Source organism: Grimontia sp. AD028 (genome assembly GCF_000973155.1).
Taxonomy (GTDB): Bacteria; Pseudomonadota; Gammaproteobacteria; order Enterobacterales; family Vibrionaceae; genus Enterovibrio; species Enterovibrio indicus.
This window is the reverse complement of record NZ_LASY01000160.1, coordinates 1-16,438: the sequence shown is the minus strand read 5'-3', so window position 1 is coordinate 16,438 and position 16,438 is coordinate 1. Positions and strand designations below refer to the sequence as shown.

The window sequence follows — 16,438 nt, the reverse complement described above, 5'->3', positions numbered from 1 at the left end:
GGCTTCTCATGTAGGCCAGCTACACGTCGAAGCCTCTGCCTTGCATAAAGTCCCCACAAACTGCTGCAAAAGTCATCACCAAAGATCAACAGCCCCTAACAGATAAAAAAGTGCTATCACCAAGGTGATAGCACAAAAGGAGTCGTAAAAATAAAAAAGAAATTAGCAGTGCATTGTGGGGCCGGCCCGCCCCACGGGTTATCCGTTAGAACGTGAGTTTCACGCCCAAACGAATGACGTCACCCTCTTTGCTCGCGGCCCCGTCTTTAGCTTCACCAAATTGGTAGTTAACCCAAGTGTTGAAATTGTCGCTGATTTGGTAAGTCAGACCAGTCGCGTAGGTGTCAATATCAAAAGATTTGTCAGCTGTTTTACCTTCAGCATTCTGGTAAGAGGCAAACAACGCCAGTTTATCGATGGTGTAAGTTGTTGTGAATGCGTAAGTTTCGCCGCTGTTAGGTGATTTCAGTTGAATCGGATCGACATCAGTATTAACGGTCAAAGAACCCGCATTTTCGAAGTCAACATAGGCGGCGCCAAGTTTTAAGCCACCAAAAGTAACATCTGCACCAAAGCCATAAGATTGAGCGTCGTCGCCATCAGATCCGTATGATGCTGCAACAGTAAAGCCTTCACCGTTGAAGTTGACCGATGCGCCATAGTTAGATGGGTTTTTCACATCCTTACCATCAACCTCTTCCAGTGCAGTTTCTTTCGCTTCATAGTCGGCTGAGAAATCAAAAGAGCCGACTGATTTGGTGTAGCGGATACCATTTTGGTTCGGGCCAGAAGGTGCTACTGAGTAGATGTTGCTGATTTCAAGGCCATTTGCCTTATTGATAGCTCCAAAAGAACCACCCGTGTCGCCTAGTGCCAGCTTGCCGAATTCAACGTGAGTTGCGGAAAGTACATAGCCTTTTAAGCCATCGCTACCGCTAATTTTTGCAGAGCCATCCAGAGTGACGTCTTCATTCAGCGCATAATTAGCACCAAATACTACTTCGCCGCTGGTAATAACGTGGAAATCTTTTTCTTTGGTTGTAGTGCCATCAGTTTTTGCGCTTACTGAAGTGCTGTTTGCTTTTACGTGACCAGAAATAGAAAAGGTCAAAGTGTCGTTCTTGTATACATCCGCAGCCACTACTGCGTTAGAAGCCAAAATTGCTGGGATAATAAGGCCAAGAGTTTTTAGTTTCATTATTCGTTCCTTTTGCGTACGTATCTCACAGGACACATCCAATACATGCTGCTTGTGTCTCTAATTAAATATTCACGAAACGAATATGAGATTAAATTGAAATAATGTTTCAAAATATTCCGAACAATGACTTACAAATTATGTTGGATTTATCGTGGGGTTTGACTCGAAATTATTTGAATGAAGATGAAATTAAGTGGATTTTTATGCGATTAAAATCACTAATAATTTTGGGGTGGGATTGGCTCGAAATGATGCTAAGTTGTCGGAAAATTTAACTATTTGATTCGAATATACGACAAAAGGCAGCCGGGGCTGCCTTTTTATATCAGAAAGGTGTTATTTCAATCTGGGTTACGTGCAACCAAAATAGCGCGCTTGGGTGCCGGATAACCTTCAACCGTTTTTGTTGGATCATTCGGGTCAAGATAATCAGGCAGCGAATTGTGTGTCATCCAATCGGTTGTGCGCTGCTCGTCAGTGGTGGTTACACACTCATCAACAATACGAACGTCCACGAAGCCAACTTTCTCCAGCCACACTTTCAGTGCTTTCGCGGAAGGGAAGAAGTAAACATTGTGCATTTGTGCGTAACGACTAAATGGCACCAGCACGGCGTTTTCATCGCCATCAATCACCAAGGTTTCTAATACGAGCTCACCATTTTTCACCAATTGGTTTTTCAATTGGATTAAGTGATCAAGTGGTGAACGACGGTGATACAGCACGCCCATGCTGAATACGGTATCGAATGCTTTCAGCTCTGGCAGCTTTTCAATACCCAGCGGAAGCAGGTGGGCACGTTGGTCGTTGCCCATCATTCGGCGAATCGCTTCAAACTGGACGAGGAACAATTCAGAAGGATCGATACCTACTGTTAACTCTGCACCTTCACCCAGCATGCGCCACATGTGGTAGCCGTTGCCACAGCCTACATCCAACACATAGCGGCCTTTCAGTGGAGAGATATGCGGTAGCACACGATCCCATTTCCAGTCCGAGCGCCACTCAGTATCTATATTGATGCCATGAACATGGTAAGGACCTTTGCGCCACGGGTGGAAAGCGCGCAGTAGGTTTTCAATCTTCGCGCGCTGGCCAGCCGGCAGTTCGTCTTCTGTACCAATGGTCACACTATCTTTCAGGTCAATCGTAGAAGGCGCATCCATCGGGATCTTCTTCAGTACGCGCATCCATTTTGGCAGATCACCATGTGGCTGGTTTTGCCACTCCGTCAATTGCGCTGGCAATACATTCAGCCAGTTCTGCAGACGGTTTTTTGCAATCAATTGGTAGAAGTCAGAAAAATCGAACATAGGTATCGTCTTATGGTTTTTCGTGTTGCGCCAGCTTACCTAACGCGATGAATTTGTTTAGCTAGGGTCAACAGACCCTAGGGGCTGTTGACCTTTGGTAGTTACTTGATGGCAAACATGGAGCCGAAGTTAAAGCACTGGAACCAGACCGCCACGCTACTGAAACCAATGTCAGTCAGGCGCTGCTTGTGAGTGTCGATGCTGTCAGGCTTCATCACGTTTTCCAATGCGCTGCGTTTTTGGCTGATTTCCAGCTCGCTGTAACCGTTGGCGCGTTTGAAATCGTGGTGCAGGTCAATAAGAAGCTCGTTCGCAGTTTCATCGGCGAAGTTGTATTTCTCAGAGAGAATAAGAATGCCACCTGGCTTGAGGCCAGCGAAGATCTTCTCGAGAAGTGCCTGACGATCGTCTGGGGTCAAAAACTGAAGGGTGAAATTCAGTACAACCACAGAAGCGTTTTGAATATCGACATTGCGGATATCGTCTTCGAGGATTTGTACATCAGTGTCTGAGCGGTAAGCATTGACGTGAAGTTTGCAGCGTTCGACCATTGCAGGAGAGTTATCAACGCCAATAATAGTGCAGTTTTGCGCTTTAATATGACGGCGCATAGACAGAGTTGCTGCGCCCAGCGAGCAACCCAAGTCATAAACACGGCTACCATCAGTGGCGAAGCGTTCAGCCAGCATGCCAATTGCAGAAATGATATTGCTGTAGCCCGGTACCGAGCGTTGAATCATATCCGGAAAAACTTCGGCGACGTTTTCGTCGAAGGTAAAGTCACCCAGTTTTTCGATTGGCGCAGCAAAAATATTGTCGCGATTTGCCATCTGAACCTGCCTAAAAAGAACCGTTTACCGTCGATCTCTGCATTCCTGAGATTCGGTATTACTACACTCGTTGACGCCAGTTTCCATCCAGCATCCAAAGGGCGCGTATTGTAGAGAATTTTGCTTCGCTTGTCTCTATCCTGCTTGTTCTGCGCTCAATGTATGAATTGTCGGGTCATTGAATTTCGTCAAGTTGTCAGCTTTTAAATACAGCGACCGTTTTCCGTTTTGTCATGTTCCATGCTATAAGTGGGCTGATCTTGTTCAGGAAGTGATTATGTTAGAGCAAACCATCGAAAACAGAATGTCTGCGATTTACAACGTCGATACTTCGTCTTTGAGCCGAAAGCAGCTTGCCATGCGTGACAGAGAGAAAGAGCTGTTGGAAATCGCGCGTGATGTTGTGATGCGTGAGGGCTTTGCTCAACTGACTATGGATAAAGTGGCTGCAGCTAGCTCGTACTCCAAGGGAACAATTTATAATCACTTTAACAGCAAAGAAGACCTTATTGCGGCTCTGGCGATTGAAGCGCTAAGTCGTGAGCTACCAATGTTTAAACGTTCTTTGGCATTTGATGGCTCCAGCCGCGAGAAATGTATCGCCATGCATGCAGGCTACTTCGTTTTCTCCCAACTCGAACCCATTCTTTCAATGTGTGCCATGGTCAGCCGCACGCCTGCTGTGACAGAAAAAAGTGCGCCTGAGCGCCTGGAAAAACTCAATGAGCTGGAAGAAATAGCGGTATCTATTGGTGACGCGTTCATCCAAAACGGTATTAATTCGGGTGAGCTGGTGTTGAACCCTGGTGTGACATCAGACAACGTTGTGTTTGCCAACTGGGCGATGGGGTTTGGTACCAACGCCTTGGTTCATAACGCGGAACACAGTACTTGTGTGTCACGCCAACTGAATCACAATATTGTCCTGCAAAACATTAACTTCCTGCTTGATGGTCTTGGTTGGAAACCATTGTCGACTGAGTTCGACTATGAGCAAACCTGGGCCCGCGCAAGGAAAGAACTCTTCTCTGAGGAACTTGCTCTTCTCGGGCAAAAAGCCTAACTCTGACGAATCGTCAAAAAATGCTTTCAATGTGATACAGGTTGATCTATATTGACGAAACGTCATTTATGACGGATCGTCAACTTACCGTTGTGTGGAAAGTTGTCATGGCGCACTAGCGCTTTTTAATTTTTCCAACTTTGACGTTTTGTCAAGGTTGGTTCGGAAATCTGTTGAGTCTTACTAAGCCACTGTGTTGGCTTTTTAAAGCGGATTTATTGACGAATCGTCACAAACGGAGCCTGTGATGAACAGAGATCTTTCCCAATGGCCAACCTTAAGGCCATGGTTGTTTTTAATCCTTAGTGTTTTGATTTCCTTGCTCGCGGCGTTTGGTGCTTCCAAACTGTACTTCCGCGGCGATTACCAAATCTTCTTTGATGAAGGAAACCCTCAACTTCAGGCGTTTAAAGAGCTGGAAGCCACCTTCAACAAAACCGATACTCTCTCCATTGTCGTGGCACCATCAAATGGCAACATCTTCACTGAAGAAAACCTGTCACTGGTGAAGCAACTGACCGATGAAGCCTGGCAAACGCCATATGCCAGCCGCGTCGATTCCATTTCCAACTATCAGCATACGTCAGCAGAAGAAGATGACTTGTTGGTTGAGGATTTGGCTGCGGATTACATTGAGCTGGATGCATCTCGTCTCGCCTATATCCGAGATGTGGCATTGAGCGAACCGCGGCTCGTAGGTTCAAGTGTGTCCCAGGATGGCAGTGTTGCTGTCGTGACGATTACCTTCCAACTTCCTGACGGCGACCAGAGTGTTGAAGTGAATGAAATCTCCATTTTTACTGACCAGTTGCTCGACCGAGTTAGCCAGTCACACAGTGATGTAGAGTTTCATCTTGGCGGGATCATTGCCCTGAACAATGCCTTTGCTCTCGCTGCCATGGATGACGGCAATACATTGGTACCCATGATGTTCTTGGTGATTCTGGTCTTTCTGGGTTTCATGTTGCGTTCATGGAAGTTTGTTTTCGCCACGTTGGTCGTCATCGTACTCACTATCGCCAGCACAATGGGATTACTTGGCTGGGTGGGGCACTACCTCAATAACGGCACCGTGAACGTACCGACGCTGATCATGACGTTGGCGGTGGCGGACTGTGTTCACCTGATCACGTCTTATGTTCATGCACTTCGTGAAGGGAAAGAGAAATCTGAGGCTATCAGCTATGCCTTGAAGCTGAACTTCCTTGCACTGTTGATTACCTCGGTTACCACATCTATTGGTTTCCTGATGATGAATGCCTCGAACTCGCCGGTACTGCGTGACATGGGTAACTTGGCAGCGGTCGGTGTGATGATTGCGTTCTTCCTCTCAGTGACCTTGCTACCGGCATTGCTACAACTGATGCCAGTGAAAGTGAAGCAATCGCAAAGCTCGGGCAATAAGGTGATGGGCTTGATTGCTGATTCAGTCATTCGCCACCACAAAATGATCTTGCCTGTCAGTGCTGTTGTGGTGGTGCTGAGCAGCATGCTGTTGGTTCAGAACCAAGTGAACGATAACTCAGTGGAGTACTTTGGCCCCGAAAATACCTTCCGTCAGGCAGCTGACTTTATGGAAGAAAACATCAGCGGTACAACGGCCATCAGCTTGTCGATTAAGTCTGGCCAGCCACAAGGCATCACCCAGCCTGAGTTCTTAGAAGCCGTGAACGGTTTTACTGATTGGCTGCGTATTCAGCCGGAAGTCGACCATGTTGCGTCTATCTCAGACACGTTCAAGCGTTTGAACAAAAACATGCATGGCGATGATGAAGCCTACTATCAATTGCCGACCGATCCCGAGCTAGCGGCCCAATACCTGCTGCTTTACGAGATGTCGCTGCCTTACGGCCTCGACCTCAACAACGAAATAAACATTGATAAGTCGGCAGTGAAGTTGCTGCTTACCATCGATAACTTGGGCAGCGTTGAGCTCATCGATCTTGAGCAGCGCATGGATAAATGGTTTGCCGCTAACGCGCCGCAATTCGACATGACCTCTTCCGGTCCGAACCTGATGTTTGCCCACATTGGCGAAACCAATATGGAAAGCATGCTCAAGACTTTGCCGATTGCACTGGTGCTGATTTCTGGTCTGCTGGTATTTGCGCTGCGTTCATGGCGACTGGGTGCGATCAGTCTGGTGCCTAACCTTGCGCCCGCCATTATCGGCTTTGGTTTGTGGGCAGTGATTTCCGGTGAGATCAATCTGGGACTTTCTATTGTCGTGACCCTCACGCTTGGCATCGTGGTGGATGACACGGTTCACTTCCTATCCAAGTATCGCTATGCGCGCCTTCAAGGACGCAACGTTGAAGAAGGTATCCGTTACGCATTCAGCACCGTTGGTCGTGCACTGTGGATCACCACCGTAGTGTTGGTGGCAGGCTTTAGTGTGCTGGCAACGTCCGTGTTCCGCTTGAACGCTGATATGGGCATGTTGAGTGCGATGGTGATTTTCATTGCGCTGGTGGTCGATTTCATTCTTCTGCCTGCAGTATTGCTGGTTGCCGACCGCAAGTCTTATGCCCGTGAATCGGAAAATCTGGTTACACAAACCGCCCAATAGACGAACAGACAAAAGACAAAAAGAATCAAGGAGAGAACTATGAGTAAGATGAAGAAGTTAAGTCAGGCGGTGATAGTGTCATTGAGCTTGTTGAGCGTATCAATGCCGCTGATGGCGGATGAAGCTCGCGGTTTGGAAATTGCTCAAGAGCGCAAAAAGCGTGATGAAGGGTGGGGCGATAGTGCTTCCACCCTGACCATGGTGCTGCAAAACGCCAATGGTGATACCAGTGAGCGCAAACTGCGCATCAACACATTGGAAGTGGCAGATGACGGCGATAAAGGTCTGACGATTTTTGATGAACCGCGCGATGTACGAGGCACGGTATTCCTGAACTATTCGCATGTAACTGGCCCGGATGACCAGTGGCTGTATCTGCCAGCGCTTAAGCGCACTAAGCGAATTGCATCACGCAACAAATCAGGCCCATTTATGGGCAGTGAGTTTGCTTACGAAGATCTGAGCTCATTTGAACTGGAAAAGTACCGTTTCAACTATTTGGGTGATGAGTCTGTCGAAGGGCTGGACAGCTTTGTGGTGGAGCAAATTCCGACTGACAAATATTCCGGTTATACCCGTCAGAAAGTGTGGCTAGATAAAGAGCACTATCGCCCGCTGAAAATCGAGTTTTACGATCGTCGTGACACTTTGCTGAAAACCCTGACTTTCGCGGATTACCAGCAGTATATGGACCAGTATTGGCGTGCGCTTGAAATGGTGATGGAGAACCACCAGACCGGAAAAGTGACGACACTGACCACCAGCAAACTGGCATTCAATACGGGGCTTGAAGAAAAAGATTTCTCCAAATCCAGCTTGAAACGTGCGCGTTAGGAGGTTGGATGAAATCAGCAGTATTGGGGACAGTATTAGCGCTGACAGCACTTCCCCTTTCTGCCTTCGAGCATTTTGAGGCAGAAGGTGAAATCTCATTCCAGCAGCGTCAGTTTGCAGAAACCGGCTCGTTGGGACAAAGCAAAAGCCAGACTTCGGTGGCGATAGAGCCAGAGCTTTATTGGGAAACCGAAGAGGGCAACTCGAGTTTTGTGTTTTCGCCATTTTTCCGCTGGGATTCAATGGACGACGAGCGCACTCATGGTGATGTTCGCGAAGCCTTGTGGCGACACTATGACAGCAATTACGAAATTCGCGCGGGTGTCGGTATTGTCTTCTGGGGCGTGACGGAGTCACAACATTTAGTCGATGTGATTAATCAAACCGACGCAGTTGAAGCAATTGATGGTGAAGTAAAACTCGGGCAACCCATGGTGAGCATAGGTTGGGAGTTTGATGACAGCCTGCTCGATTTGTACCTGCTTCCTTACTTTCGGGAACGAACCTTCGCCAGCAATGATGGCAGACTGGCTTTCCCGGGGTTGGGTGATACAGAAGCGCAATACGAATCGCGACATGAAGAATGGTATCCGGATGTGGCGGGGCGTTACTCGCTAATGTGGGACCAATGGGACTTCGGCGTCAGTGCTTTTCATGGCACTAATCGGGATCCATATTTCGTGCAGGGTTTGTCGAATTCTATTCAACCGTATTATGCCTTGATGAGTCAGGTTGGACTGGATGTGCAGGCAATTTTCGGAGACTGGCTTTGGAAGGCAGAAGCCATTCGAAGATTCAGCTTAGACAATCACACGGCGTTTACTGGCGGCTTTGAATACACCTATGTTGGCGTCAATGATGGCATGACCGATCTTGGCTTTTTGGTGGAATACCTTTATGACAACCGCGGTGAAAAAGCGCCAGTGGCAGGTCAGAATGATGTGTTTGCCGGACTTCGTTGGGTGTTGAACGATTTAGACGGCACCGAGTTTCTGGTGGGTGGCACGCTGGATTTAGATAACTCTGATTCAGTCACCGTGAGGCTCGAATCCAGTGGGCGTTTCAGTAACGACTGGAGCTGGACAGTTACAGGTTGGATATTTGATTCTGATACCCCATCTGACCCTGTTTACTCGCTACGCAAAGACGATTTTCTGGAAGCGGAAATCAGTTGGTATTTTTAACGAAGGTCCTAGGGAGTGTGAAACAGGATCCTAGTTCCTAGGAAGAGCGGGTTCTAGGAGAGCGATTAGCTTGACGTTGAACCCAGACCTCTAAAATGTCGGTAGGACCCGCTCTAAAGCAAACTCATCTGGTTGCTGTTTGGTTGCTCCGGCATTAAGGGGGCTAACGGTGGCAGGGTAATGTGCTCGCACAACTTTTCGTAATAACGCGCCGCTAACTGCGGCGCTTCGTCGTTATTGGCGGTGTGAATAAAGAGATAAGGCGTTTTACCTTCATTTATCCATACCGGGATTTTTTTCAGCCAGTTGGCAAAGAACTTATCGTTTCGCTCAAGCGTTGGGTCGCCGATAAACCTCACCATAGGGGTTTCCGCCGTCGAAATGGCATGCACAGGCACTTTGGGTTTCTTCTGCTGAGCATCAAGCAGGGCGTCGGTATCTGGTGGAACTGCGAAAACAGGACGGCTGTCCATGATGATGCGATTGGCACCAAATTCCATCAGCATCGCATTCAACGCGCGTTCTTCTTCACCTTTGGCAAAAAACGCGAGATGACGAACTTCCACACCCAGTTTAAAGCCTTTTGGCATTGCGCTTAGAAAGCGTTTGAGGTCGGGCAAATTCTCAGGCCCAAACGCTGCAGGAAGCTGAATTTTCCAAAGCCCAATGCGCTCATGGAGTGGCTGCATCAAGGTAATAAACTCTGAGACCATTTCATCGGAGTGGCGCAGCATCATTTGGTGCGTCACGGGTTGGGGGAGCTTAAAGGTAAAGCTGAATGCATCGCTGGTGGCCGCTTTCCAGTTCGCCACCGTGGCGTGGGAGGGACTCGCGTAAAAGGTGGTGTTTCCTTCCACAGAATTGAACACTTCAGCGTAACGGGCCAGTCGTTCGCCGCTTTTTGTGCCTGAAGGGTAGAACACACGCTGCCATGAATTGTGTGACCATTGAGTCATACCAAGGCGGATTGGCGGTGAAGTCATTTGGGAAAGCGGCGTTTGCAAACCTAGCGTCCTTTCTGTTGTTTGAGCGGCTATTGTGGAATTAACACTGGCGAGAGGTCAATCTTTGCTGCTTTTTTGCGCAGTTGCGACGATTTCCCTCCTTAGTCTGGCTACGATTTACCGCAGGCTCATTTTTTCCTTTATAATGCGCCGTCTTTTTGAAATATTTAGAGGTTCGCTGGTGCAGTTTTTCCAGCGGGCATCAGCAGTGAAAGCTGCAAACCCTCATTCGATACTTTGCGTCTTGTGGCGTAAAAGGACAGTAAGTAACAGATCGGGAAATTCATATGCGCACCCAATATTGTGGTCACCTGAACAAAGCCCTCGCAGGGCAAACTGTAGAACTATGCGGCTGGGTTAACCGTCGTCGCGATTTAGGCGGTCTTATCTTCATCGATATGCGAGATCGTGAAGGTATCGTTCAGGTAGTTGTAGACCCAGATATGAAAGATATCTTCGAGGTTGCTAACCAACTGCGTAACGAATTCTGTATCAAGATCACCGGTGAAGTGCGTCTGCGTCCTGACAGCCAAATCAACAAAGGTATGGCGACGGGTGAAGTAGAAGTGCTGGCGCGTGGCGTTGAGATCATCAACCGTGCAGCTCCACTTCCACTGGACTTCAACCAGAACAACTCTGAAGAACAGCGTCTGAAGCACCGTTACCTTGACCTACGTCGCCCTGAAATGAGTGATCGCATCAAGCTGCGTGCAAAAGCGTCGAGCTTTGTTCGCCGTTTCCTGGATGACAACGGCTTCCTGGACATCGAAACGCCAGTATTGACCAAAGCGACCCCAGAAGGTGCGCGTGACTACTTAGTACCAAGCCGTGTTCACAAAGGCAGCTTCTACGCGCTGCCACAGTCTCCACAGCTGTTCAAACAGCTGCTGATGATGTCTGGTTTCGACCGTTACTACCAAATCGTTAAGTGTTTCCGTGACGAAGACCTGCGTGCAGACCGTCAGCCAGAATTCACCCAAATCGATATCGAAACCTCGTTCATGAACGCCGAACAAGTGCGCGAAGTGACTGAGCGTATGGTTCGCGACATGTGGCAAGAGCTGCTTAACGTTGATTTGGGCGCTTTCCCACAAATGACTTTCGCTGAAGCGATGCGTCGTTTCGGCTCTGACAAACCAGACCTGCGTAACCCGCTGGAAATGGTTGATGTTGCAGATATCCTGAAAGACGTTGAATTCAAAGTCTTCTCTGGCCCTGCAAATGATCCGAAAGGCCGTGTTGCAGTTATCCGTGTACCGGGTGGTGCTGAGCTTTCTCGTAAGCAAATCGACGACTACACCAAGTTCGTTGGTATTTACGGCGCGAAAGGTCTGGCATGGGTGAAAGTGAACGACCGTGCAGCAGGCATGGAAGGCATTCAGTCTCCAGTGGCTAAGTTCCTGACGGAAGATGTGGTTAACGGCATTCTTGAGCGCACTGGCGCTGAGTCTGGCGACATCATCCTGTTCGGTGCTGACAGTAAGAAAGTGGTGACTGAAGCGATGGGTGCACTGCGTCTGAAGTTGGGTACCGATCTGGGTCTGACTGACACCAGCAAGTGGGCACCACTGTGGGTTGTTGATTTCCCAATGTTCGAAGAAGACGACGAAGGCAACCTGCACGCGATGCACCACCCGTTCACGTCTCCACTGAACGTGTCTCCTGAAGAGCTGAAAGCGAACCCAGAGAGCGTAAATTCTAACGCTTACGACATGGTTCTGAATGGCTACGAAGTGGGCGGTGGTTCTGTTCGTATCCACAACCCAGAAATGCAAACGGCGGTATTCGACCTGCTGGGTATCGAAGCGGAAGAGCAAAAAGTGAAGTTCGGCTTCCTGCTTGAAGCATTGAAGTACGGTACACCGCCACACGCGGGTCTGGCATTCGGTCTTGACCGTCTTGTTATGCTGTTATGTGGCACCGAAAACATCCGTGATGTTATCGCGTTCCCGAAAACCACTGCAGCAGCATGTCTGTTGACTGATGCACCAAGCGAAGCAAACCCAGCAGCACTGGAAGAGCTTGCGCTGGCAATCACTGCAGCAGCTAAGAAAGAAGAAAACGACGCATAAGTCGTTACTCTTTAAGAACAATAAGGCCAGGTTATCTGGCCTTATTTGTTTCTGAAACCAAGTTATAAAGCCAGCAGATATGGTCTTTCTCTCAGAAAGGTTTTATCTGTTTTGCTATAAAACCATGACTAAATAATAACGTCGGTGGTGTGTCGGCCATCGATAAAGGAGTGAAAAATGGCAGGTCATAGTAAGTTCGCCAACATCAAACACCGTAAGGCTGCGCAAGATGCCAAGCGCGGTAAAATTTTCACTAAGCTAATTCGTGAAATCGTGGTGGCGACTAAAGAAGGCGGTCCTGAGCCAGAGAACAACCCTCGTTTGCGCGCTGCGATTGATAAAGCGCTGTCAAACAACATGACCCGAGACACCGTTAATCGCGCTGTTACGCGTGGTGCGGGTGGTGAAGGCGAAGAGAACATGGAAACCGTAATCTATGAAGGTTACGGTCCAGCAGGGACCGCAGTCATGGTTGAATGTATGACAGACAATCGTAACCGCACCGTTTCCGGTGTCCGTCATGCGTTCTCTAAAGCGGGAGGAAACCTCGGCACTGATGGAAGCGTGAGCTACCTGTTCGATAAAAAAGGTGTCATTTCTTACGCGCCAGGTCTGGATGAAGACTCAGTGATGGAGGCAGCGCTGGAAGGTGGTGCGGATGACGTTGAGACTCATGAAGATGGTTCGATGGACGTTTACACAACACCTGCAGAGTTCGGTGCGGTGAAAGATGCGCTGGATGCGGCTGGTTTTGAAGCACAAAACGCAGAAGTCACGCTCGTCCCTTCAACTAAAGCAGATTTGGACGAAACCACAGCACCTAAACTGCTTCGTCTGATTGATGCACTTGAAGATCTTGATGACGTTCAAGAGGTCTACCACAACGGCGATATTTCTGACGAAGTCGCAGCAACACTGGAATAATCATACGTGGCTATTATTCTCGGGATTGACCCGGGTTCGCGGATCACAGGCTACGGCGTGATCCGCCATCAAGGCAGACATCTGGAATATCTTGGCAGCGGTTGTATCCGAACAGATTCTGAAGATTTGGCCGGACGATTAGGCCAGATTTATGCTGGTGTCAGCGAGGTGATTACCCAGTTCCAGCCAGATACGTTTGCCATCGAGCAGGTGTTTATGGCCCGCAATGCAGATTCAGCACTTAAGCTCGGTCAGGCTCGTGGAAGTGCTATTGTTGCTGCTGTCAATGCGGGGTTACCTGTTTCTGAGTACGCTGCCCGTTTGATCAAGCAGGCCGTGGTTGGCAAAGGCAGTGCAGATAAGAAGCAGGTTCAGCACATGGTCGTCCACATGCTGAAACTGCCGTCAACGCCACAAGCCGATGCGGCAGATGCCCTAGCCGTCGCGATTTGTCACGCCCACACCAACCATACGCTGGTGGCTATGGCTGGGCAGGCGAAGAGCGCAAGGCGCGGCCGGTATAGATAAACCTACCAAGATTTATCACGTCCCCAAGCAGCCAATTGGCTGCTTTTTCTTTATCTATAAATTTCTAGCGCTGTCTCTAATTGATGTATTTAAGTGAATGCTAATTATGTCAATGGTCTCTTGGGAAGGTCAGAGTATAGAGGCATTTCTCATTCTAAATTTTTGAACATATTAAGCTTGATTTGAAATTGATTAGAGAAATCCCCGTTCTTTTCTATGGTTGTTTAAGGGATATCTATGTTTCGAGTGGGAAAATCTATGAAATACGTCAAAACAGGGTTGTGTATCTTTATCGCGTTTGTGTTTATTCAGTCGCTGTTCTTCAAGTTCTCAGGTTCACCGGAAACAGAGTTCATCTTCGGCACGCTGGGTGAATGGTCTGGACTGGCTTGGTTCGGTAAATACGGCGCTTATATGGTAGGTATTGTTGAACTTATCGCATCCATTCTGCTGTTTACTCGCCTTCATGCTTTGGGTGCTCTGATGGCTGTCGGTACTATGACTGGCGCGATTTTTTTCCACCTTTTTACACCAATCGGTGTTGCGCAGCCGGCGTTTAATGGAGCAGGTGAAGTGGTCGGCAACGATGGCGGCACATTATTTGTGATGGCTTGTTTGGTCTGGCTATCGGCGGCATTCTTGCTTTATCAAACAAGAAAAGGTGACCGCGAAGAAGTCGATTAATCTCAGTTTACTCTCTCGCTGAGCATCGCAACTTGTTGTAACGTGGTAGCCAATAGCGATAGAAAGCGAGAGAGTGATTATCTTGTCCCAGCAAAATTCCCAACAGTCTTCGAGTACCCGCTCAGTCCTTAAATGGATTGCTGCTTATCTACTGCCACATCGTAGCAAGGTTATCGCTGCAGTTTTCTTCCTTTTCCTAGGCTCTTTGAGCTGGCTGGCGCTTGGGCAGGCTGTGAAGCTTGTGGTTGATGAAGGCTTTCTCTCAGGCAATGCCACCGAGTTGAATAAACTGGTTCTGGTTATCCTCGCTATTACTGTGGTGAGTGGTTTTGCCACTTTCTGTCGTTTTTACCTGATGAGCTGGCTTGGTGAACGTGTTAGTGCGGATATCCGCATGACGGTGTATCACCATCTTCTCAAACTCTCACCCTCGTTTTACGCCAAAGAAAGAACCGGTGAAGTCATCAGTCGATTTACCGCAGACACAACGCTCCTGCAGACGGTAGTGGGTTCCAGTCTTTCAATGGCGCTGCGTTCTGGGGTGTCCGTGATCGGTGGTTTGGTAATGATGGCGTTTACCAGCATTACGTTGACGGGACTTGTGTTGCTCGCTGTTCCTGTCGTTTTAGTGCCGATTTTTGTGCTGGGACGAAAAGTGCGTCGATTGGCTCGTGTGAGTCAGGACCGGGTAGCTGATCTTGGCGCTCATGTGGATGAAACGCTCCACGAAATTCGCACTGTCCAATCTTACAACCATGAAGAAGCAGACGCACATCATTTCAATGGTCGCGTGGAGTCGGTTATGGATGCTGCCAAAACACGAATTCGTTATCGTGCAACCTTAATGGGCTCTGTCGTATTTCTCTCTATTGTGGCCATTGTGCTGGTCACTTGGGTTGGCGCATTGAGCGTCTTGGACGGCTCATTGACCGCAGGCCAGCTGTCAGCCTTTATGTTTTATGCCTTGTTAGTGGCGGGTGGTGTGGCCACCATTGGCGAAGTGATTGGGGACATTCAACGTGCAGCAGGTGCGACTGAACGCCTGATTGAATTATCCCTAATGGATCAGGATATTCAGGAGCCACAGAGCCTCCGCCAGTTACCGGAACCCGTTTCCGGCGTAGTCCGTTTTGATAGTGTCTCTTTCTCCTATCCCGGTGACGAAAACCTTCCGGTATTTCATTCACTCTCTTTTGATGTGAAAGCGGGCGAGCGTATCGCGTTGGTTGGCCCAAGCGGAGCCGGGAAAAGCACTGTTTTTGCTCTGCTTCAACGCTTTTTTGATGTTAAGGAAGGACACATTGATATTGATGGCGTCAGCATTTCAGACCTCTCGATTGAAACCTTGAGAAAGCAATTTGCTCTAGTGCCGCAAGAGTCGGTAATTTTCGCGACCACTGTGCTTGAGAACGTGCGCTATGGTGCGCCGGAAGCCAGCGAAGAAGCCGTGATAGCTGCCTGTAAAGCGGCGAGAGCGCATGACTTTATCGTGGAGTTTCCTGATGGTTATCATACTGAATTGGGCGAACGTGGCGTGCGTTTATCAGGTGGTCAGAAGCAACGTATTTCAATAGCTCGCGCGATATTGGCAGACCGCCCAGTTCTCCTCCTGGATGAGGCCACCAGTGCGCTGGATGCAGTGAGTGAACACAAAGTGAAATCAGCGCTTGATGAGCTTATCTCGCACAAAACATCGATAGTAATTGCTCACCGTCTCGCTACCGTGGTTAACGCAGACAAGATCCTGGTAATGGACAAAGGGCAAATTGTCGCCACAGGAACACATGATGAATTGATGGCTTCGTCTCCGCTTTATCGCGAATTTGCTGCGTTGCAGTTGGTGTCTGCTACCGAGGAAATACCGGCAAAAATTGTCGGCGAATGACGGGTGAATTCCATTACTTATCAGAGTGACTTTACAGATGAGTAGTTAGTCTGATGCAGTGTTGAAAATAACTCGAAAGGATAGGATTCAAAGATGAAAAAGCTGTTAGCTGTATTTGCAGTATTGTTTGTGATTGCTGGCTGTTCACCGGAAGTGGGCAGTGAAGAGTGGTGCAAAGAGTTAAAAGAAAAACCAAAAGGCGATTGGTCGACAAACGAAGCGACTGATTTTGCAAAACACTGCATTTTCTGAGCGAAGCATTAGGGGCTGTTGACCTTTGGTGGTTAAATTTTGTTCTCGCTATAAGCGTTTTAGGCGCGGCGGGGTGTGTGCCGCCTAGTCATTCT

General features: G+C 48.5%; 14 protein-coding genes. 10 read left to right on the top strand and 4 right to left on the bottom strand.

The features are described 5' to 3' along the window. Nucleotides 1–205: 205 nt before the first annotated feature. The 3 genes from RN22_RS23445 to cmoA all read right to left on the bottom strand — a co-directional run bounded on the left by RN22_RS23445 (nucleotide 206) and on the right by cmoA (nucleotide 3,344). The gene (locus RN22_RS23445) at nucleotides 206–1,198 is read right to left on the bottom strand and encodes a porin (RefSeq protein ID WP_046308272.1); all 993 of its coding nucleotides are present in this window, start codon (nucleotides 1,196–1,198) and stop codon (nucleotides 206–208) included. 344 nt (nucleotides 1,199–1,542) lie between these two features. Further along, the gene (gene cmoB, locus RN22_RS23440; protein ID WP_046308270.1) at nucleotides 1,543–2,514 is read right to left on the bottom strand and encodes a tRNA 5-methoxyuridine(34)/uridine 5-oxyacetic acid(34) synthase CmoB; all 972 of its coding nucleotides are present in this window, start codon (nucleotides 2,512–2,514) and stop codon (nucleotides 1,543–1,545) included. 101 nt (nucleotides 2,515–2,615) lie between these two features. Beyond that, on the bottom strand, nucleotides 2,616–3,344 hold the full coding sequence (gene cmoA, locus RN22_RS23435) for a carboxy-S-adenosyl-L-methionine synthase CmoA (protein ID WP_002538500.1): 729 nt from the start codon (nucleotides 3,342–3,344) through the stop codon (nucleotides 2,616–2,618). A gap of 277 nt (nucleotides 3,345–3,621) precedes the next feature. Here cmoA and RN22_RS23430 point away from each other — a divergent pair, with 277 nt between their 5' ends. The 4 genes from RN22_RS23430 (at nucleotide 3,622) to RN22_RS23415 (ending at nucleotide 8,994) form a co-directional block, all read left to right on the top strand. After that, on the top strand, nucleotides 3,622–4,407 hold the full coding sequence (locus RN22_RS23430; RefSeq protein WP_002538498.1) for a TetR/AcrR family transcriptional regulator: 786 nt from the start codon (nucleotides 3,622–3,624) through the stop codon (nucleotides 4,405–4,407). 247 nt (nucleotides 4,408–4,654) lie between these two features. Next, nucleotides 4,655–6,976, top strand: a complete 2,322-nt coding sequence (locus RN22_RS23425) for an RND family transporter (protein WP_046308268.1) — start codon at nucleotides 4,655–4,657, stop codon at nucleotides 6,974–6,976. Between the two features lie 39 nt (nucleotides 6,977–7,015). After that, on the top strand, nucleotides 7,016–7,810 hold the full coding sequence (locus tag RN22_RS23420; RefSeq protein ID WP_046308265.1) for an outer membrane lipoprotein-sorting protein: 795 nt from the start codon (nucleotides 7,016–7,018) through the stop codon (nucleotides 7,808–7,810). Between the two features lie 8 nt (nucleotides 7,811–7,818). Next, nucleotides 7,819–8,994: a hypothetical protein gene (locus tag RN22_RS23415; RefSeq protein ID WP_046308263.1), complete on the top strand. Its 1,176-nt coding sequence runs from the start codon at nucleotides 7,819–7,821 to the stop codon at nucleotides 8,992–8,994. Nucleotides 8,995–9,107: 113 nt separating this feature from the next. On the opposite strand, the gene RN22_RS23410 is transcribed toward RN22_RS23415, so the two are convergent. After that, entirely contained in the window at nucleotides 9,108–9,977 is an 870-nt protein-coding gene (locus tag RN22_RS23410; protein ID WP_046308261.1) for a DUF72 domain-containing protein, read from the bottom strand. A 308-nt stretch (nucleotides 9,978–10,285) separates the two neighbouring features. Between RN22_RS23410 and aspS the strand changes: the two genes are divergently transcribed. The 6 genes from aspS to RN22_RS24915 all read left to right on the top strand — a co-directional run bounded on the left by aspS (nucleotide 10,286) and on the right by RN22_RS24915 (nucleotide 16,343). Continuing rightward, nucleotides 10,286–12,070 carry an aspartate--tRNA ligase gene (gene aspS / locus RN22_RS23405; protein ID WP_046308259.1) on the top strand — a complete coding sequence of 595 codons (1,785 nt, stop codon included), beginning with the start codon at nucleotides 10,286–10,288 and terminating at the stop codon, nucleotides 12,068–12,070. Nucleotides 12,071–12,247: 177 nt separating this feature from the next. After that, nucleotides 12,248–12,994, top strand: a complete 747-nt coding sequence (locus RN22_RS23400; protein ID WP_046308257.1) for a YebC/PmpR family DNA-binding transcriptional regulator — start codon at nucleotides 12,248–12,250, stop codon at nucleotides 12,992–12,994. Nucleotides 12,995–13,000: 6 nt separating this feature from the next. Continuing rightward, nucleotides 13,001–13,522, top strand: a complete 522-nt coding sequence (ruvC, locus tag RN22_RS23395; protein WP_002538460.1) for a crossover junction endodeoxyribonuclease RuvC — start codon at nucleotides 13,001–13,003, stop codon at nucleotides 13,520–13,522. A 258-nt stretch (nucleotides 13,523–13,780) separates the two neighbouring features. Then, nucleotides 13,781–14,206: a hypothetical protein gene (locus tag RN22_RS23390; protein ID WP_046308255.1), complete on the top strand. Its 426-nt coding sequence runs from the start codon at nucleotides 13,781–13,783 to the stop codon at nucleotides 14,204–14,206. Between the two features lie 82 nt (nucleotides 14,207–14,288). Beyond that, the gene (locus RN22_RS23385; RefSeq protein WP_046308274.1) at nucleotides 14,289–16,091 is read left to right on the top strand and encodes an ABC transporter transmembrane domain-containing protein; all 1,803 of its coding nucleotides are present in this window, start codon (nucleotides 14,289–14,291) and stop codon (nucleotides 16,089–16,091) included. 93 nt (nucleotides 16,092–16,184) lie between these two features. Further along, nucleotides 16,185–16,343 (top strand): DUF3012 domain-containing protein, encoded by a 159-nt coding sequence (locus tag RN22_RS24915; protein ID WP_002538453.1) that lies wholly within the window; start codon nucleotides 16,185–16,187, stop codon nucleotides 16,341–16,343. Nucleotides 16,344–16,438: the final 95 nt, after the last annotated feature.

Excerpts from the sequence above, each read along its gene's own strand:
- RN22_RS23445 (WP_046308272.1), bottom strand. The coding sequence starts at position 1,198 with ATGAAACTAAAAACTCTTGGCCTTATTATCCCAGCAATTTTGGCTTCT.
- cmoB (WP_046308270.1), bottom strand. The coding sequence starts at position 2,514 with ATGTTCGATTTTTCTGACTTCTACCAATTGATTGCAAAAAACCGTCTG.
- cmoA (WP_002538500.1), bottom strand. The coding sequence starts at position 3,344 with ATGGCAAATCGCGACAATATTTTTGCTGCGCCAATCGAAAAACTGGGT.
- RN22_RS23430 (WP_002538498.1), top strand. The coding sequence starts at position 3,622 with ATGTTAGAGCAAACCATCGAAAACAGAATGTCTGCGATTTACAACGTC.
- RN22_RS23425 (WP_046308268.1), top strand. The coding sequence starts at position 4,655 with ATGAACAGAGATCTTTCCCAATGGCCAACCTTAAGGCCATGGTTGTTT.
- RN22_RS23420 (WP_046308265.1), top strand. The coding sequence starts at position 7,016 with ATGAGTAAGATGAAGAAGTTAAGTCAGGCGGTGATAGTGTCATTGAGC.
- RN22_RS23415 (WP_046308263.1), top strand. The coding sequence starts at position 7,819 with ATGAAATCAGCAGTATTGGGGACAGTATTAGCGCTGACAGCACTTCCC.
- RN22_RS23410 (WP_046308261.1), bottom strand. The coding sequence starts at position 9,977 with ATGACTTCACCGCCAATCCGCCTTGGTATGACTCAATGGTCACACAAT.
- aspS (WP_046308259.1), top strand. The coding sequence starts at position 10,286 with ATGCGCACCCAATATTGTGGTCACCTGAACAAAGCCCTCGCAGGGCAA.
- RN22_RS23400 (WP_046308257.1), top strand. The coding sequence starts at position 12,248 with ATGGCAGGTCATAGTAAGTTCGCCAACATCAAACACCGTAAGGCTGCG.
- RN22_RS23390 (WP_046308255.1), top strand. The coding sequence starts at position 13,781 with ATGAAATACGTCAAAACAGGGTTGTGTATCTTTATCGCGTTTGTGTTT.
- RN22_RS24915 (WP_002538453.1), top strand. The coding sequence starts at position 16,185 with ATGAAAAAGCTGTTAGCTGTATTTGCAGTATTGTTTGTGATTGCTGGC.